The sequence below is a fragment of the Streptomyces sp. NPDC048018 genome (genome assembly GCF_043202995.1).
GTDB lineage: Bacteria > Actinomycetota > Actinomycetes > Streptomycetales > Streptomycetaceae > Streptomyces.
Map to the genome: position 1 here is coordinate 734,127 of NZ_JBIDBK010000001.1, position 17,279 is coordinate 751,405.

General features: G+C 74.3%; 16 protein-coding genes. 11 read left to right on the forward strand and 5 right to left on the reverse strand.

Annotation, left to right across the window (positions count from 1 at the left end):
- Window positions 1-103 precede the first annotated feature (103 nt).
- The 7 genes from ACGF1Z_RS03350 to ACGF1Z_RS03380 all read left to right on the forward strand — a co-directional run bounded on the left by ACGF1Z_RS03350 (window position 104) and on the right by ACGF1Z_RS03380 (window position 8,768).
- The gene (locus ACGF1Z_RS03350) at window positions 104-292 is read left to right on the forward strand and encodes a hypothetical protein (RefSeq protein WP_392999369.1); all 189 of its coding nucleotides are present in this window, start codon (window positions 104-106) and stop codon (window positions 290-292) included.
- Entirely contained in the window at window positions 289-912 is a 624-nt protein-coding gene (locus ACGF1Z_RS03355; RefSeq protein ID WP_392999371.1) for a sigma-70 family RNA polymerase sigma factor, read from the forward strand. Before ACGF1Z_RS03350 ends, ACGF1Z_RS03355 begins: the two co-directional genes overlap by 4 nt.
- Entirely contained in the window at window positions 909-2,903 is a 1,995-nt protein-coding gene (locus ACGF1Z_RS03360; RefSeq protein ID WP_392999373.1) for an IclR family transcriptional regulator C-terminal domain-containing protein, read from the forward strand. The genes ACGF1Z_RS03355 and ACGF1Z_RS03360 overlap by 4 nt, the downstream gene beginning before the upstream one ends.
- Before the next feature lie 312 nt (window positions 2,904-3,215).
- Window positions 3,216-4,385 (forward strand): hypothetical protein, encoded by a 1,170-nt coding sequence (locus ACGF1Z_RS03365; RefSeq protein WP_392999375.1) that lies wholly within the window; start codon window positions 3,216-3,218, stop codon window positions 4,383-4,385.
- 295 nt (window positions 4,386-4,680) lie between these two features.
- Window positions 4,681-6,483 carry a SpoIIE family protein phosphatase gene (locus ACGF1Z_RS03370; RefSeq protein ID WP_393000298.1) on the forward strand — a complete coding sequence of 601 codons (1,803 nt, stop codon included), beginning with the start codon at window positions 4,681-4,683 and terminating at the stop codon, window positions 6,481-6,483.
- A 233-nt stretch (window positions 6,484-6,716) separates the two neighbouring features.
- Window positions 6,717-8,156, forward strand: a complete 1,440-nt coding sequence (locus ACGF1Z_RS03375; protein WP_392999377.1) for a carotenoid oxygenase family protein — start codon at window positions 6,717-6,719, stop codon at window positions 8,154-8,156.
- An 84-nt stretch (window positions 8,157-8,240) separates the two neighbouring features.
- Window positions 8,241-8,768: a DinB family protein gene (locus ACGF1Z_RS03380; protein WP_392999379.1), complete on the forward strand. Its 528-nt coding sequence runs from the start codon at window positions 8,241-8,243 to the stop codon at window positions 8,766-8,768.
- 420 nt (window positions 8,769-9,188) lie between these two features.
- On the opposite strand, the gene ACGF1Z_RS03385 is transcribed toward ACGF1Z_RS03380, so the two are convergent.
- A complete protein-coding gene (locus ACGF1Z_RS03385) occupies window positions 9,189-10,154 on the reverse strand; it encodes a pirin family protein (protein WP_392999381.1) in 966 nt (321 codons plus the stop codon).
- Window positions 10,155-10,291: 137 nt separating this feature from the next.
- On the opposite strand from ACGF1Z_RS03385, the gene ACGF1Z_RS03390 reads away from it, so the two are divergent.
- The 3 genes from ACGF1Z_RS03390 to ACGF1Z_RS03400 all read left to right on the forward strand — a co-directional run bounded on the left by ACGF1Z_RS03390 (window position 10,292) and on the right by ACGF1Z_RS03400 (window position 11,928).
- Window positions 10,292-10,639, forward strand: a complete 348-nt coding sequence (locus tag ACGF1Z_RS03390) for a tetratricopeptide repeat protein (RefSeq protein WP_392999383.1) — start codon at window positions 10,292-10,294, stop codon at window positions 10,637-10,639.
- An 82-nt stretch (window positions 10,640-10,721) separates the two neighbouring features.
- Window positions 10,722-11,204 (forward strand): hypothetical protein, encoded by a 483-nt coding sequence (locus tag ACGF1Z_RS03395; protein WP_392999385.1) that lies wholly within the window; start codon window positions 10,722-10,724, stop codon window positions 11,202-11,204.
- Between the two features lie 85 nt (window positions 11,205-11,289).
- A complete protein-coding gene (locus tag ACGF1Z_RS03400) occupies window positions 11,290-11,928 on the forward strand; it encodes a DUF305 domain-containing protein (RefSeq protein WP_392999387.1) in 639 nt (212 codons plus the stop codon).
- A 337-nt stretch (window positions 11,929-12,265) separates the two neighbouring features.
- Here ACGF1Z_RS03400 and ACGF1Z_RS03405 read toward each other — a convergent pair whose 3' ends face one another.
- The 4 genes from ACGF1Z_RS03405 to ACGF1Z_RS03420 all read right to left on the reverse strand — a co-directional run bounded on the left by ACGF1Z_RS03405 (window position 12,266) and on the right by ACGF1Z_RS03420 (window position 16,475).
- Complete coding sequence (locus tag ACGF1Z_RS03405) at window positions 12,266-12,664, reverse strand: VOC family protein (protein WP_392999389.1); 399 nt, start codon at window positions 12,662-12,664, stop codon at window positions 12,266-12,268.
- A complete protein-coding gene (locus ACGF1Z_RS03410; protein WP_392999391.1) occupies window positions 12,661-13,194 on the reverse strand; it encodes a cupin domain-containing protein in 534 nt (177 codons plus the stop codon). Before ACGF1Z_RS03410 ends, ACGF1Z_RS03405 begins: the two co-directional genes overlap by 4 nt.
- 65 nt (window positions 13,195-13,259) lie before the next feature.
- The gene (locus ACGF1Z_RS03415; RefSeq protein WP_392999393.1) at window positions 13,260-14,915 is read right to left on the reverse strand and encodes an amidohydrolase; all 1,656 of its coding nucleotides are present in this window, start codon (window positions 14,913-14,915) and stop codon (window positions 13,260-13,262) included.
- Window positions 14,916-15,065: 150 nt separating this feature from the next.
- Window positions 15,066-16,475 (reverse strand): purine-cytosine permease family protein, encoded by a 1,410-nt coding sequence (locus ACGF1Z_RS03420; protein WP_392999395.1) that lies wholly within the window; start codon window positions 16,473-16,475, stop codon window positions 15,066-15,068.
- Between the two features lie 230 nt (window positions 16,476-16,705).
- Between ACGF1Z_RS03420 and ACGF1Z_RS03425 the strand changes: the two genes are divergently transcribed.
- A complete protein-coding gene (locus tag ACGF1Z_RS03425; RefSeq protein WP_393000300.1) occupies window positions 16,706-17,278 on the forward strand; it encodes a TetR/AcrR family transcriptional regulator in 573 nt (190 codons plus the stop codon).
- Window position 17,279 lies beyond the last annotated feature (1 nt).

Here is a 17,279-nt window from a genome sequence, read left to right on the forward strand (position 1 = left end):
GCTGGAGCTCCGGGCGTCGCTGTTACCTGTGGAGGCGGTCGCCTCCGGTGCCGCGGAGAAGGGGGGCTGCGGGCGGTGATCAGGCGCGACAGGAGGAGAGCTGGTGCAGCACAGCACGACGGAGTGGCTGGTCGGTGCCGCGGTGGTCATGCGGGTGTTCGGGGGAGACGTCGTCCGCTGCGGACGGCGTCTGCTGGCGGCCGCGGTGCGCACGGCCCTCTCCGACATCAGCTCCGGAGCCCTGCGCCGTACGGGCGCGGCGGACGACGTACGGCCCGAGGTGACCGGGTGAGCGAGGTCGGCACGGAGGAGACGGAGGAGTCCGACGGGGCGGTGCACCTGCCGCGGTGTCCCGCCCCGATGGCGGGCTGGACCCCCGCGCTCCACGAGAGCTACTGGGCGTTCCACGCCCGCTGGCACGACGACTTCTTCGCGTACGCCCACGTCGACCTGCGCTCGGAGGCGGGGGCCCTGGCCGCGGTGGACACGACCTTCCAGGACCTGATGCGGCAGTGGCCGCGGGTGTCGGTGATGGAGAAGCCCGCCGCGTACGCCTGGACGGTCCTGAAGAAACGGATCATCGATCAGGGGCGCCGCCGTCGGCGCACCCCCATACCGGTCGACGACGACGTCCTCGGCGGCCTGCTCGACGAACGGAGCGGCGGGATCGACCCGTTCGACACGCTGGTCGAGAACCTGGCCCTGCACGACGCCATCGCCCGGCTGCCGGAGCGTCAGCGCGAGGCGGTCAGGCACTGCTACCTCCTCGGCCGGACCAGCGCCGAGGCCGCCGAGATCCTCGACGTCGACGCGGCCACGATCCGCTCGCACCTGAACCGCGCGAAGCGCCGGCTGGCCCGGGAGCTTCGCATGCCGATCACACCCAACGGAGACGGGAAGGCCAGCTCATGAGCGAGACCCACGGGGTCTTCCGGTCCGTGGAAGACGTCCTCGCCGCGGCATCGGCCGGCACCCCACGCCTCCGCTCCGACGCGGCGGCCTCCCGGGCCCGGCTCCTGGCCCTCACCGGACCCCCGTCCCGGCCGGACACCCCGGCCGACGCCGACGGCGCGGCGCCCCTCCCCGACGCGGACGACGCCCGCCGGGAACTCGAAGCGCTGTGCGCGGCCGTCGTGCTCGCCGGCGACGCCGGCGCCCGGCTCGCGGTCTTCGCCGAGCACCTGGGCGCCGACCCGGAGGGAGCGCTGGTCTTCGCCTGCGTCCTGCACCTCTCCGGCGACGGCGAGGGGGCGACCTTCTGGTGGCAGCTCGCCGCCGGCGCCGAGGTGGCACTCGCCGCCTCCTGCCTGTTCCTCGACCACGCCCGGCGCGGGGAGTTCCACGACGCCGCACTCTGGTTCCGGAGGCTGGCCGGGGCGGAGCGCCGGCCGGCCACCACGAAGGCCTCTCCGGCCGACGCCACGACCACGCCCCGGGACCCGGCCCGCGCCGCGACCACTTCCCCGGCCTCGAACCCAAACCCGAACCCGGCCCCTGTTCCGGCCCGCGCCACACCCCCGGACCCCGCCGCGCCCCCCGCCCCGGTCACGGCGGCGGCTCTCGCCTCGCGAGACGCGGCCCCGCTCCTCACGCCCCAGGTACGGCGCGTGCTGGCGCGGGTGCGGCGCCGGGTGCTCCACCGGGAGCACGAGGACCTCGGGCCCGTGCCGACCGCCGACCGCATCCTGGCCAGGGAGATCTTCGCGATCTCCCACCAGCAGGCCCCTTCCCGCCCGGGCGCCTGGATGGTCCCCCTGCCCACGACCGTCCGCCGCCCCGGACGGGCCGTCGCCACGGCGCCGTCGGAGCCCGCCCGCCCGGCTCCCCTGCCCCGGGAGGCGGTGCGCGAACTGCCACCCGGCCGGAGCGGCGCCTTCTCCGCGCTGCCGCTGCGGCACTCCTCCGTCTCGGCACTCGCCCGGCAGACGCCGGCCACGCCCCACCTCCCCGACCGATGGGCGGCGGCGATGCGGGTCCTGGACGTGCTGCACGCCGTCCGCGCCGCCCGACGCCCCCTGAGCGCGGGCGAGATCGCGGTCGCGGCCCGGCTCGACCGCGTGCCGCTCGGCCCGCTCCTGAGCTGGCTGTGCCGGCATCTGCTGCTCAGCCGGCTCGTCGACGGCTCCTTCACCGTCGGCCCGCTCTTCTCCCCCGCGCCCGCCGGCGACCGGGTGCTGCGCCACGACGCCCTCGCGCGGCTCCTGGACGATCTCCGGGACACCACGGGCGCCGCCGTCTACATCAGCCGCTACACCCACGGCGAGGTCGACGTCCAGCACTGTGCCGACGGGCCGACGACCCCGGCGGTGGTCCCCTACGTCGACTTCAGGCTCGCCGCGCACGCCAGCGCGGTCGGCAAGTGCCTCATGGCCCAGCTCGACTTCGCCGAGCGGATGGACCACCTGGCCCGGCACCGCCCGGTCCGGCTCACCCGGCGGACGATCACCGATCCCGACGCGCTGTTCCGGGTCCTCGACGGACACGGCCCCCAGGCCAGCCAGTTCGACCTGCTGGAGTACTCGGACCGGGAGGTCTGCGCGGCGGTGCCGCTCACGCTGGGCGCCCAACCCGCCTGCGTGGCACTGTCCTTGCCCGCGCAGCACTTCCCCCGCCTCGTCCGGGCGGCGGACATCCTCTCCAACCGTTCGGGGCTGCTCCTGCTCACCCTCCTCGCCGAACTGCCCGCCGACGAGGCCCCGGCCCCCGCGGACCGGGCCGGCCAGGGGCCACCCACGACGGCCCTGGGCACCGGCATCGGCACCGAGACCCGCATCGGCACAGGCACAGGCACCGCCAACGCCACCGGCCCCGGCAGTCACCCGGGCGGTCTGGTCGTCGCGTCCGGAGTCCTCACCCCGGTCCCGGCGGGCGGTATCCCCACGTTCCCGGCGGGTACGTGGTAGCCCCCGTGCCCCGGACCCCGCCCCGCCCTCCCCGCGCGGTGCTTCCCCCACCGCCTTCCCCGCCCCCGCCAGCAGTGCTCCGTGCCCGGGCGGGGCGGCGCGGACGGGACCGGGCGCCTGCCCACGGAGACCGCCCGCGACACGCGACGGCGTCGTTCCCGCCGTTTTTCGCTCCGACGGCTCAGCCAGGGCTTTCCCGGATGGCGCAGCCCGGTGGACTGCCGCCTAGTGGTGGGAGAACGCGCTTACCGGCGCGTCACGATCACGGAACTGTGGACGCCTTCGCGGGCTTCCACGAACGGAGTACCAGTCATGACCCCCGACCCCTTCGACAGCAATCCGGCGGACGACGACACGGGGACCCGGGACACCGCTCCAGGGCCCGACCCACTCCCCCACCCCCTCCCGGCCCGGGCGGCCTCGCCCGTCCCCGAACCGACGTCCATATCCCCGGCCGCATGGGGGTCCGACGCGGCCGCCTCGCGGGCGACCGCCGTCGCCGACGCACCGGCGGCGGAACCCGACCCGGCAGCCCGGCCGCTCGACGACGTGCTCGCCACGGACCCGGAGGAGCAGGCGGAGGATCCACCGGAGGAGCAGGACGAGGACGGCGACGAGGCGATCCGCACCCTGCTGTGGACGGCGGCGACGGAGCGCCCGGTGACCGAGGTCGCCGCTCTGGTGGCGCGGCTCAAGGAGTCCGGGGAGATGTCCAGCCCCGCCGACGTGGCGCTGCGCGCCGCGGCCGTGTCCCGTCCGCTCGACGAGGTCCGGGAACTGGTCTTCCTGCTCAACGAGTCGGGGTACGACCTCCACCAGGCCGAGACCACCCTGCGCGCTGCGGCCGTGGGCCGGCCGATCGAGGACGTCGTCGAGCTCGTGGGCATCATCGGCGCCGACGGCAGGAGTTGGCGCGGTGAAGGGGACGGCGAGGGCGCGGTCCGGGCGCCCGACGGGGCCACGGGGCCCATGAGGCCCGTCTCCGCGCACCGGTCGGGGCCGAGGCGGCGCCGCACCCCGGGGACGTCGACGAGGTCGCCCCTGGACCACGCGCTCGCGACGGGCCCGGGCAGCCACGTCTCGTCCCCGGCCCTGCGCTCGGCGCTGCGCTGGCCGGCGGTGGCCGCGCTGCTCGCGTGCGCCCTCGTCCACCTGCCGACGGACGTGGCGGGGCTGCGTGCCGGCGGCAACACCGCCGTCCTGTCGGTCGTGGTGACCGTCTTCTGCCTGGTGTGCGCGATCTGGCTCGCGGCCCGGGACAGCGCGAGCGCCTGGGCCGCCACGGCGGCGGGCACGATCGGGCTCATCGCTCTCCACGTCGTCGCCGGTGCGCGCACCGTCGACGTGCTGCACAGCAGTCTCGGCGGACGGTTCGCGTGGGCCCAGGCCCTGGCGGTCCTGTGCTGCGCGGCGGTGGTCGCCCTGGCCGCCGCGGCGCTGCTGCGCCACACGAAGGCCCCCGACGCCGCCGACGGGACCTGACCGGCCCCCGACACACCGGGCGCCGCAACGTGACCGAGGGCGCCGGGTCCCGTCCCGTACGGGGCCCGGCGCCCTCACCGTGCCGCCCGGACCGTACGGAGCCCCGTGCCCCCACCGCGCCACCCGGACCGTACGGGGCCCGGTGCCGCCCGGGGGCACGGGTCGGCGCCCCGTTCTCCGGGCCTCCGGGTCCGGTCGGCGGTGCATTCGATCCCGCATGACCGGTGCGCCGCGGCTTATTCCAGTGCATGCTGTGCATCATGAGGCGTCGAGTTCCTGTCTGGAGGCCGAACGAGTGCGCGGCGGCAACGGGCGACGGCGCCTGACCAGGCGCGTCCCCTCCACGAGAAGCGGTGGGGCGCACCGCTGGGCGGGTGCTCGCGGGCGGCTCCGCAAGGGGGCGGGCGAGGGGTTTCCCCTCGACCGGCTCACCACCCGCGGCCGGCTCGCCTGGCTGAATTCCGCCGCCTCCCGGATCGGCACGACGCTGGATCTGGAGCGCACGGCTCAGGAGCTCGCCGAGTTCACCGTGCCGGGGTTCGCCGACGGCGCCGCCGTGGACATCCTGGAGAGCGTCCTGCGGGGTGACGAGGGCGCGCGGTGGACGGGCACGGGCCTGCCCCGGATGCGGGCCACCGCGCTGTCCGCCGTCGAGGAGCTGTCCTCCCTGGAGCCGACGCCGGTGGGCGAGACCTTCGTCCGCGACGAGAAGCATCACGAGACGCTGCTCCACCGTTACTGTCTGCGGCAGGGCAGGCCCGTGCTCGTGAGCCGGATGGGCGAGGACGACTTCTTCAGGGTGGCGCCCACCGAGAGCGCCGCGGCGAAGATGCGCGCCTCGGGAGTCCACAGCTACCTGGCGGTGCCGCTGATCGCCCGCGGGCTGCTGCTCGGCACCGTCGACTTCGTCCGCGGCCCCGGATCGCCGCCGTTCTCCCGTACGGACCAGGCGCTGGCGGAGCAGCTGGCGTCCCAGGCCGCCGTGTTCCTCGACAACGCCCGGCTGTACGGGCGGGAGCGCGAGCACGTGATCACGCTGCAGCGCACCCTGCTGCCGCGTGCCACCCCGGTCACGCCCGGGCTGCGGGTGCACGCCGAGTACGCGCCCTCGGCGGCCCACCACGGGGCGGGCGGGGACTGGTACGACGTCATGGCGCTGCCCGGGGGACGGACGGCCCTCATGGTGGGGGACGTGATGGGGCACGGGCTGCCGGCGGCCGCCACGATGGGCCGCCTCCGCGCGGTCGCCCGCACCCTGATGACGCTGGACATGGCTCCGGAGCGGGTCCTGGCCCGGCTCGACCTGGCCACCCGGGATCTGGAGGACGAGCAGGTCGCCACGTTCCTGTGCGCGGTGCACGATCCCGCGGACTCGACGTACACGATGGCGCTCGCGGGACACCTGCCGCCGCTGCTGCTCGACGGGCGGGGCTCCGCCGAGTTCGTGGACGTACCGATCGGCGCGCCGCTCGGCGCGGGAGTGATCCCGTACGACGCCGTGCGTTTCACGGTGCCGGAGAACGGCAGCCTGGTCATGTACACCGACGGCCTGGTCAAGTCCCGGGAGACGGACCTGAGCGAGCAGCTGGAGCTGCTGCGCTCGGTGGCTCTCGGCCTGTCCCCGGAGGATCTCGCCGGCGACGGCCTGGTCCGGCGCGCGCCGGCCGGTGCGGCCCGGTTCGACGAGGCCGTGCTCCTCACCGCGACGACGGCACCGGGGATCGGCGACGACCTGCGCGTCTGGCCGCTGCCGCAGGACGGGCGCGCCGCGTCCGCCGCCCGGCACCTGGTCAGGGACCAGCTCGCGGTGTGGGAACTCGACGAACTGGCGGACGTGTGCGAACTCGTCGTCTCCGAGCTGGTCGGCAACGCGCTCCGCTACGGCAACGGACCCGGCGCGCTCCGCCTGCTGCGCGGCGAGCGTCTCGTCGTGGAGGTCGCGGACACCGGCCCCGACCTGCCCCAGATCCAGCACGCGGACCTGAGCGACGAGGGCGGCCGCGGCCTCCAGCTCGTCAACATGCTCTGCCGCCGCTGGGGTTCCGGCCGCACCGTCACCGGCAAGGTGGTCTGGGCGGAGCAGAACATCCCGTCCTGAGGGCGCCGGGCGCCGGGTGCCCAGGCGCCTTGAGCGCCCCGCCCGACCCGCCCGCGGGCCACGCCGACCCGCGGGACCGGCCACCCGCCCGTCGGCCGCCGACGCCGCGATGACGTCCCGACTCCCGGGGCCCGCCGCCGCGTGGCGATGCGGGCGGCCCCACGTTTCAATGGACGGGAGCGGCGCCGTGCGCCGAGACGCGGGCGACGCCGGTGATCACGCCTGGAGGTCCCGTGAACACCCATGCACCGACCCGCTTCGACCCCACCCGCGTCCCGCATCTGCTCGGCCCCTTCGCGCCCGTCACCGAAGAGGTGGACGTGGCCGAGTTGCGGGTGATCGGCGCACTGCCCGCTTCCCTTGACGGGATGTACGTGCGCAACGGGCCGAATCCCCGGTTCACCCCGATCGGCTCCTACCTGTACCCGCTCGACGGGGACGGGATGCTGCACGCCGTGCGGGTGTCCGACGGCCGGGCCCAGTACCACAACCGCTTCGTCCGCACACCGGCGCTCGTGGCCGAGGAGAAGGCCGGGCGCGCGCTGTGGGGCGGTCTGGAATCGCTGGTCCTGCCGAGCGCCGACGAGGTGGGCCCGGAGCTCGCCGACACCTTCAAGGATCTGCCCGACATCAACGTGGTCCGCCACGCGGGCCGCATGCTGGCACTGGCCGAGTCGGCCTGCCCGTACCGCTTCGACGCGGATCTGGCGACCCTCGGACGGGAGGACTTCGGCGGCAGGCTGACCGCGGGGATCACCGCCCACCCCAAGATCGACCCGGTCACCGGCGAGATGGTCGTCTTCTGCTACGCCTTGGAGCCGCCGTATCTGACGTGGTCCGTCATCGGTCCCGACGGTGCGGTGACACGGGGACCGACACCCGTGGCGGGCGTGGACGAACCCGTGATGATCCACGACATGGCGTTGACCGCCCGCTACGTCGTCCTCGTCCTGGCTCCGGCCTTCATCGACCTCGAGGCGGCCATGTCCGGCGGCTCCTTCCTCGCCTGGCGGCCCGAGCGCGGCACCCGCGTGGCGCTCGTTCCGCGCGACGGCGGAGCCCCGGCCTGGGCCGCCGACGACGCCTTCTGGATGTGGCACTCGGTCAACGCCTACGACGACGGTCCCGAGCCGGAGGCACCCGTCGTCTTCGACTACGTCGAATGGAACAGGCTCACCGTCGGCCCGGCCCCGGAAGGAGCCGGCCCGGCCACGGCTCGTCTGGTCCGCGCCCGGATCGATCCCGCGGCCGGCCGCATGACGCGCACCGTCCTGGACGACGCCCGGGTCGAGTTCCCCCGGATCGACGACCGACGCGTCAGCAGGCGCCACCGCCGTGCCGCCCTGGCCACGGGCACCGGCCGTGCCGACCTGCTGCCCGGGGAGTACGACGCCATCCGCTGGTTCGACGTGGAGACCGGCGCCGGCCAGGTCTGGGACGCGGGTGACCTCTCCGTCGGCGAGCCCGTCTTCGCCCCCGAGCCGGGCCCGGACGCGTCCTCGGACGAGCACGGCTATTGGATGACCTTCGCCACCGACCGCACCGACGGCACGAGTTGGTTCCTCGTCTTCCCCGCCGAGGACCCCGCCTCCGGTCCCCTCGCCCGCGTCTCCATCCCCGTCAGGGTCCCCCTCGGCCTCCACGGCGCCTGGCTTCCCACCGAGGAACCCTGACGCCCGCGCGAGGACGGCCACGGTCCTCGGCCCTGCCGTCTCGCCTGCTTGATCCCCTTCAAGACGGCGATGCACAGTGGATCCATGACCTGGACAGCGCCATCGGTCGAGCGCACCAAGCAGCTCGGGGATCTCGGAGTCGTGACGGAGCGTCACATGTTGGAGGGTGGGCTGAGCTGGCACCGGGAGACGTTGCTCGCCAAGTGTTCCGGGCTCGAGCCCGCTCAGTTGGCGCGGACGACCGCGGAGCCGTCGAACCTCACCCTCCTGGGCTTGGTCCGGCACATGGCGGAGGTAGAGCGATGGTGGTTCCGGCGAAGCTTCGCAGGCGAGGCCATCGGTGATGTCTTCTCCGGCCCGTCAGACGGCGATGAAGGGCTCGACGGAGTTCACGCAGCGGCTGCGGAGAGGGACTTCGGGTTGTTCCAGGCCGAGGTCGAAGCGTGTGACGCGGCGGTGGCCGGGCACGACCTCGACGAGACCTTCGTGTCCTCTCGCGGAGTTTCCCTCAGTCTGCGCTGGGTCTATGTGTTGATGATCCAGGAGTACGCCCGCCACAACGGCCACGCCGACTTCCTGCGCGAGCGGACCGACGGGGTCACGGGTGACTGAGCATGCCCTTCTCGGTGCTGGTCAGGGGAGTCTTCCGCGTGTGCCGAGCCTCCCCCGGACGAGCCGGTGGACGGCGTGTCATCGGGGTGGCGGCGACCGCCGGTACGACCGACGCCGGCATCATCGACGACCTCACCGGATCGCAGCCGCAGCCCGGGACTCGACCTCGAACACCCCGTACCTCGAACTCGTCCGCGAACCCGAGCTCTCCGCCGTCCTGTTCCGCCGCACCGGTCGGGGACCCGAGGACTACGAGGAATGGTCCGGCCGCCTGCTCGCCGGCCGTGCCGCGTTCGTCGCGCCCGGCCGACTGCACACCAGGAGGCGGGGCTGCGCCGCACGCCCTACCGGAGCCGCACCCGGCGGCGACGGCGAGGCCGGGCGGCTCCCGCTCCGACACCGGGAGAAGGAAAGCCCGGTTCAGCGCACCCTCCCCCGCGCCTTGAGCGGGGTCGCCGGCACCTCCGGCGCATCCAGGCGGGCGCCGTCGTACCCCTTCACCTCGCCGAAGCGGTCGGACGTCATCCAGTCCTCGCGCGCCTGACGGATCTCCTCGTCCGTGCGGCCCACGAAGTTCCACCACATCACCAGTTCCTCCTCGAACGGCTCGCCGCCGAGGAGCATCAGACCCGCGTCCGAGGCGGCGCGCAGGGGGAGTTCGGTGCGGCCGCAGCCGAGGTAGAGCATGGAGCCGGGGAGCACGGGGACGTCGTCGACGTGGGCCTCGCCGGACATGGCGAGGACCGCGTACTCGAAGTCGGGGTCGAGCGGGAGGCGCAGTTCGGTGCCGGCCGTGAGGGCGAGGTCGGCGCCGGTGAGGGGGGTGTAGGTCGTGCCCGGGGAGACCGCGCCGTCGAGTGCGCCGAGGATGACCGTGGCGGTGAGGCCGGGGGCGGTGACCTGCGGGAGCTCGGCGTGGTGCTGGAAGCGCGGTTCGACGTGGCGGTGGGCGTCGGGGAGCGCGACCCACAGCTGGGCGCCGTGCAGGTAGCGGGCGTGTGACGAGGGGCTCTCCTCCGAGTGGGAGATGGCCCGGCCGGAGGTCATGAGGCCGAGTTCGCGCGGCCGGATGGTCTGGAGGCTGCCGGTCGAGTCACGGTGCAGGACCTCGCCCTCGTGCAGCCAGCTGACGGTCTGCAGGCCCATGTGCGGGTGGGGCGGCACCTGCATGCCCGGCTCGTCGGCGATGTCGTCGGGCCCGTAGTGGTCGACGAAGGTCCATGCGCCGACCATGCGGCGGCCGAGGTTGGGGAGCAGTCGGCGGACCTCGGTCGATTCGCCGAGCCGGACGTGGCGGGGGCTGAGGAGTTCCCGTACCGGCTCTGCGACGACGAAGCCCCGGCCGCCGCAGACCTGGAGGGTGGCCTGGCGCTCAAGATTGCTCATGGCCCTCAACCTATTCCCGTCGGGGGCCGGAGCGGGGCGGACCCGCGCGCCGCAATATTGGTGGAATGTTCAACAAGCATCGGCTGTTGAGCCGGGTGAACGACGACCGACCACCTCGACCACGGAGAGAGTGAGCAGTGAGCGACGAGACGTACTACGAGTTCGGCACCGCGGCCGACCGATGGAGCCGCGCGCAGCTGTTCTTCGAGTCGAAGGAGTACCTGACGGCCGCCCGCATCCTGCGCGGCCTGGTCGCCGAGCACCCGGGCCAGACGGCCCAGCGGCTGCTGCTGGCCCGCGCGTACTACCACTCGGCCCAGCTCACCCGGGCCGAGGAGGAGCTCCGCGCCGTCCTGGAGCGCGACCCCGTCGAGCACTACGCCCGACTGATGCTCGGCCGCACCCTGGAGCGGCAGGGCCGGGCCGACGAGGCCGCGCGACACCTGCGGCTGGCCGCCGCGATGACCGGCGACGCGGTCGGGTAGACCGCGTCCCGCGAGCGCACGAGGCGCGCCGGGACGGGGTGCCTCACGTACCCACCAGGGGTATTCGGATAGGCTCGGTCCCGTGCACGTGGGACGGGAGCGACACAGCCGTACGCGGGCAGGAGGCGCCCTGGCGCACCTCCTGCTCGTCGTGGTGCTCGCCCTCGGCGTCTTCGTGATGCACTCGGTGGGCCACCCGGCGGGCTCGTCGGGCGGCGGTACGGACGGGATGGCGCATGTCGCCACCGCCACCGGCCTCGTGCCCGCCGAGGGCTCGGCCGACGCCGCCGGCGTCCGCACCGCCGCCTCCGCTCCGGAGCGGCACCACGGGGGTGGCCACGGGAAGTCGGCCTCGCACCACCCGGGCGGCAGCGGAACGGACATGACCACCCTCTGCGTGGCCGTCCTCGGGGCCTGGCTGCTCCTCGCGCTCGTCCGGGCCGCCCTCGCGCGCCGCCCGGACCGGACCGCCGCGCTGCCGGCCGGACTGCTGCCGGCCCTGGGCCCCAACGCCCCGCCGCCGCGTCCCCCCGACCTCGCCCAGCTGTCGATCCTGCGGATCTAGGCCGCCACGCCACCGCGGGCGCCCCACGCTGCCCGCAGACGCGACCGAACCGATCCACGATCACCGCACACGAGGTGTGACACCCATGCGTACCTTCAGCACGCCCACCGCCCGCCGCACCACCCGCCGGCTCGCGCTCACCGGCGCCCTCGCCGCCGCCACGCTCCTGCTCGCCGCCTGCGGCGGCTCCGGGGAATCCGGGGACTCCATGAGCGGCATGGAGCACGGCAGCCAGGCCACCGCCACCCCGTCGGCCTCGGCCTCCGCCGGGACCTTCAACGACGCGGACGTGATGTTCGCGCAGATGATGATCCCCCACCACGAGCAGGCCCTGGAGATGGCGAAGCTCGCCGACGGGCGCGCCGAGGACCCCGAGGTCAAGCAGCTCGTCGCCGCGATCGAGAAGGCCCAGGACCCGGAGATCCGGAAGATGAGGTCCTGGCTCAAGGCCTGGGGCCGGCCGGAGTCCGCCGGACACGGCGGTCACGGCATGCCCGGGATGATGTCCGACGCGGACATGAAGGCCCTCGCCGCCACGAAGGGCAAGGCCTTCGACCGCAGGTTCGCCGAGCTGATGATCGCCCACCACGAGGGCGCGGTGGCGATGGCGAAGACCGAGCAGAAGGACGGCGTCGACGCGGCCGCGAAGCAGGTCGCCGACGACGTCGTGCGGACGCAGGACGCCGAGATCGCGCAGCTCCGGAAGATCCTCGACCGCCTCTGAGCCCCCTTGGGCGGCCGAGGACGGCCGTGACGTCCGGTGGCCAGGGCCACCGGACGTCACGGCCCCCGGAAGATGTCGGGCGCCGCGCAGTCAGGGCACCTCGCCCGGTCGGGTGGTCGGCCGCCGACCGGGCCCGGTCTCCGGTCGTCGCCTCGACCGCGAGGTCGCGTATCGCGCTCCGGGCCTCGGCGGGTCCTGCCTCGCGCAGGTCCGCGTCGCCGGCGTGGCAGAGGGGGTTCCTCCGCGCCGCCCGAAGCGACCGGCGATGCCGGTCGGGGCACGGGCGGCGCGGGCGGCCGGGGCGGGCCCCGCCCGGCGGTCGGAACCGGGCTCGGCGCTACCCCCAGGTGCGCGAGCAGAGGACGAGGCGGTAGCCGTCGGGGTCGGCGACGGTGACGCCGTACTCGTCCCAGTAGGGGTTGTGCGCCGGTACGCGGGTGCCGCCGTGCGCGGTCAGACGCTCGACCAGGGCCTCCTCGACGGGGCGGCCGAGGTAGACGACGAAGAGGTCGTCGACGGTCGGCGTCGGCTCCAGCGGGTGCTCCGGTTCGCGGGTCAGCTCGAAGTGCCAGCCGCCGCCGGCCGGACCGACCATCAGCAGGTCGTGCTCACCGGGCACCCGGTCGGTGCTGCGCCACTGGACCTCCAGGCCGAGGCCGTCCACGTAGAAGCGCTCGGCGGCGGCGAGGTCCCGGGAGGGGCGGGCGACGCGGACGTGGGTGGCGGCGTCGATCACGCCGAGCCCTCCAAGGCGGCGCGCCAGACGGGGCTGTCGACGTAGTGGTTGTCGAAGCGCTCGGCCGATTCGGCGATCTTCGTGAAGTCCTCCTCACCGCGCATGACGCGGCCGAGCAGGCGCAGGTAGTCGAAGCGGCCCATGCCCGGCGTGAAGACGAACAGGACGTCGGCCTCGCAGCCGGGGGCGGCGGCGAAGGCGTGCGGGGTGTGCGGCGGTACGGCGAGGAAGTCGCCCGCGTTCAGGACGGTGATCTCCTCGCCGACGAGGACCCGCAGGGAGCCGCTGATGACGAAGAACAGCTCGGTCGCCTTCGTGTGGAAGTGGGCGGGCGCGCCCACGGCCCCCTGGGCGAAGGTCGAGCGGTAGCTGGTGAAACCGTCGGCCGTCTGGTGCGAGTCGGCGAGCAGGGTCATCACGCTGCTCGGGTCGGCGCAGGTCTCGGCCTCGGCGTGGCGGGTCAGGACGGCGGGGAAGGGCGCGGCGGGGGTCGCTGCGGTGGCGGACTCGGACTGCGTCTGGTCGGTCATGGCGGCGACGTTACGATCTTGGAACGAGAGTCCGCCACTCCGTTTCGGCACCCCTCGCCGGGGCCCTACCGGCCGGCGGTGTGCACCACGTCGCCGCCCACGACGACGGTCTCGGCGACCGTGCCGGGGATCGCGTCGGGGTCGATGCGCAGGATGTCCCGGGAGAGGACGACGAAGTCGGCGAGCTTGCCCACGGTGAGCGAACCCCGCTCGTGGTCCAGGAAGTTGGCGCGCGCCGAACCCATCGTGTAGCCCTCGACGGCGGTGACCACGTCGATGGTCTCCTCGGACGTCCAGGCCTCGCCGCCGCCGGGCGGGCGCCGCGTGACGGCGGCGTGGATGCCGACCATGGGGTCCATCTCGGCGACGTTCCAGTCGCTGGACAGCGCGAGCAGGGCGCCGGCCCGGTGCAGGCTGCGCAGGGGCCAGGCCTTGTGCCAGCGCTCGGGGCCGATGTTCTCGGCCCAGTCCTGGCCGGGGCCCGCGATGTCGGGGGCGGCGTGCCGGGGCTGCATGCAGGCGGTGACGCCGAGTTCGGCGAAGCGGGGGGTGTCGGCGGGGTCGAGGCACTCGACGTGCACCACCTGGTGGCGGGCGTCGCGGGGGCCGTTGACGGCCCGGGCCCGCTCGACGGCGTCGAGGACCGTGCGGATGCCGCGGTCGCCCGTGGCGTGCACGAAACACTGGAAGCCGCGGGCGTCGAGGCGGGTGAGCAGCTCGGCGAACTCCTCGGGCGGATAGAAGGTGTCACCGCGGTGGTGGCCGCAGCCCGCGTACGGTTCGAGGAGGGCGGCGGTGCGGGGTTCGACGACATCGTCGATGTAGAGCTTGAGCGGTCCGACGCGCAGCCGGTCGTCCGCGAACTCCTCTGCGGCGGCGGCGAATCGGTCCAGGTCGGCGTCGTCGGTGCCGCGCGGGTGGAAGAGGGCGGCGACGATCCGCGAGCGGAGCCGTCCCTCCGCGCGGGCACGCTGGAACAGGGCGAGGTCGTCGAGCGAGTTCTGGGGTTCGACGACGGTGGTGATGCCGTAGCCGATGGCGTCGTCGAGGCTCTTGGCGAGCCGCCCGTACTGGCGGTCGGGCGAGGCCCACGGGACGCCGAGGTCGCGCAGGGCGCGATGGCCGTCGCGCGAGAGGCCCTTGACGGCGAAGTCCTTGACGAAGCCGGTGGGTTCTCCGGTGGCGGGGTCGGTGACGGCGGTGCCGAAGGGCAGGTCGGTTCGGTCGGCGCGGACGCCGAGGCGGTGCAGGGCGGCGGTGTTGAGCCAGGCGGTGTGGACGTCGTAGCTGAGGACGAGGGCGGGAGTGTCGCCGGTGACGGGGTCGAGGTCGGCGGCGGTGGGCATCCGGCCGTCGGGGATCGCGGAGTAGTCGAAGGCCTCGGCCTCGATCCACGGCGCCTCGGGGTGGGCCGTGCGCCAGGCGCGGATCCGGGCGTGGATCTCGTCGAGGTCGCGGGCACCGGCGAGCTGGACACAGGCGTCGTCGGAGCCGAGGCGCACGTGGTTGTGGGCGTCGACGAAGCCGGGCAGCACGAGCCGGCCGCCGGCGTCGAGGACGCGGGTGCCGGGACCCGCCCAGGCCTCGGCCTCGTCGGCGTCGCCCACCCAGACGATGCGGCCGTCGCGCACGGCGAGCGCCTCGGCCTGGGGCAGCGCGGGGTCGACGGTGTGCACGCGGGCGCGGGTGAGGAGGAGGTCGGCGGGGGCGGGGCGGTTCATGAGGGTCTTTCTCCTGCGGTACGAGGGGATCGGGCGGTCGGGCGGCCGCGGCCGCCCCGCACCGGTGGGGTGCGGGGCCGGGAGTGCGGCGGGGGTGGGGCGGGCGCGGCTGAGCGGTCGGGTCCGCGCGGGGCGGGCGGCGCGGGGCGGTCAGCCGGCCGCGCGGGGCCGGACGGTGCGGCGGGCGAGGAGGACGTGGACGGCGGCGGAGACGACGGCGCCGAGCAGGGACAGGTCGGCGCCTCCGAGCGGGGCGACCAGGGGGCCGGTCCACAGCTCGGAGTCGCAGGTGAGCGCGGCGAAGAGCATTCCGGCGAGCAGGGCGACGAGGCCGGCCGGGTGCCAGCCGGCCCGGTACCAGTAGGCGCCGTGCTCGCCGGCGTGCAGTGCGGCGGAGTCGTAGGTGCAGCGGCGCAGCACCATGTCGGCGAGGAAGACGCCGCCCCACGGGGCGAACACGATGATCAGAAGGGAGAGGAAGGAGAGCAGCGAGGTGGTGAAGTCGGCGAGGAAGAGGGCGCCGAGGGAGCCCGCGGCGGTGACGGCGGCGCTGATGACGATGGCGCGGGCGCGGCTCCAGGGGATGCCGAGGACCTGGAGGTTCAGGCTGGACGAGTAGAGGGTGATGATCGAGTTCGTGACCGAGCCGCCGAGGACCAGGGCGAGGAACAGCGGCTGGAACCAGCCCGGCAGCAGCCCCTCCGTGCCGGCGACGGCGTCCGTCATGTCGGCCTGGGTGGCGGCGGCGACGCCCGCGATGCCGAGGGCGACGGAGGACACCAGACCGCCGAGGCCGCCGCTCCAGGTGAGCGCCCTGAGGGAGGTGGTGCGGGGCAGGTAGCGGGTGTAGTCGGCGGGCATCGGTACGTACGAGAAGGGGCCGGCCAGCATGACGACGAGGGCCAGGCTCCAGCCGGACGCGCCGGGCGCGGCGGCCGGGGCGGCGGTGTCGGCGCCGGGGAGGACGAAGGCGAGCAGCGCGGCGAAGCCGGCCGCGAGGACGTAGGCCATCCAGCGCTCGGCCCACTGGACGGTGGCGTGGCCCCACAGCGCGACGGTGAAGGTCAGGGCCAGGGTGACGGCCAGGGCGAGGGCGCGGGGCAGCGGTCCACCGCTCCAGCCGAGGTCGGCGAGGAAGGCTTCGAGGGCCAGCGTGCCGACCACGGTGTTGACGATGGTGTAGCCGATGCTGACGATCCAGTTGAGCAGACCGGCCGGCCAGTTGCCGCGGACGCCGAAGGCGGCTCGGGAGATGACGAGGGTGGCGGTGCCGGTGCGGACGCCGCTCAGCCCGGCGGCGCTGATGGCGAAGAAGGAGAGTCCGCCGAGCACGACGACGCCGGCCGCCTGCCAGAAGGACAGGCCGAAGGAGACCGCCAGAGCGCCGTTGATGACATAGGTGAAGGTCAGGTTCGATCCGAACCAGAGCCAGAAGAGGTCCTTGGCCCCGCCGTGCCGCTCGCTGTCGGGGATGGGGTCGATGCCGTGTCCCTCGACCTGGAAGACCTCGTCGCGGCCGGCCGCGCCCGCTGTCACAGGCGTCGTCTCGTGTCCGAGCACACCGCACTCCCCTCGTGGATGCCGATCGGCCGCCGATGCGCGCCGATCTTGAACGACGTTCTAACTTCTTGAACGACATTCAAGATGGGGGCAGGGATCCGGCCACGTCAAGACCCGGCGGGGATGCGGTTAGGGTCGATCCCGTGGACGGAGTCGACACGAGGACGGCAGCGGTGGCAGCGGCGGCGCGGGCGGGACGGCGGCGGGACGGGAGCATCACGCGGGAGCGGATGCTCGAGGAGGCCATGAACGCCATCGCCGAGGACGGCCTCGCCGCGCTCACGATGTCGGCGCTCGCGGAGCGCCTCGGGACCAGCGGCGGCCACATCCTGTACTACTTCGGGAGCAAGGACCTGCTCCTCCTCGCCGCCCTGCGATGGAGCGAGGAGGCCCTCACCGAGGAGCGACGGCAACTGCTCGCCCGCCGCATCGCCGCGCCCCGCCGGCTCGACCTGTTCCTCCGGCTCTACCTGCCGCGGGGTCCGCGCGACCCGCGCTGGACGCTCTGGATCGAACTGTGGGCGCGCATTCCGGCCAACGAGGAACTGCGCACCGCGCAGGCCGAGCTCGACCGCGGCTGGCAGGAGGACCTGGAGGCGCTGCTCGCCAGGGGCGTCGAGCGGAAGCACTTCGCACCGATGGACATCACCGCCCGCGCCTCCGAACTGCTCGCGCTCCTCGACGGGTTGAGCACCCGCGTGGTCCTCGGCGAGGGCCCGGCCGGCCGGGACACCAGGAGCGCCCTCGACACCGCCCGCGCGGCGGCGGAACTCCTGGTCCCCCGGCTCTCCCCCAATCCCTGAC

Coding starts and splice junctions, on each gene's coding strand:
- ACGF1Z_RS03385 (WP_392999381.1), bottom strand. CDS start 10,154: ATGAGCAATCTTGAGCGCCAGGCCACCCTCCAGGTCTGCGGCGGCCGG.
- ACGF1Z_RS03360 (WP_392999373.1), top strand. CDS start 909: ATGAGCGAGACCCACGGGGTCTTCCGGTCCGTGGAAGACGTCCTCGCC.
- ACGF1Z_RS03365 (WP_392999375.1), top strand. CDS start 3,216: ATGACCCCCGACCCCTTCGACAGCAATCCGGCGGACGACGACACGGGG.
- ACGF1Z_RS03400 (WP_392999387.1), top strand. CDS start 11,290: ATGCGTACCTTCAGCACGCCCACCGCCCGCCGCACCACCCGCCGGCTC.
- ACGF1Z_RS03425 (WP_393000300.1), top strand. CDS start 16,706: ATGCTCGAGGAGGCCATGAACGCCATCGCCGAGGACGGCCTCGCCGCG.
- ACGF1Z_RS03410 (WP_392999391.1), bottom strand. CDS start 13,194: ATGACCGACCAGACGCAGTCCGAGTCCGCCACCGCAGCGACCCCCGCC.
- ACGF1Z_RS03415 (WP_392999393.1), bottom strand. CDS start 14,915: ATGAACCGCCCCGCCCCCGCCGACCTCCTCCTCACCCGCGCCCGCGTG.
- ACGF1Z_RS03380 (WP_392999379.1), top strand. CDS start 8,241: ATGACCTGGACAGCGCCATCGGTCGAGCGCACCAAGCAGCTCGGGGAT.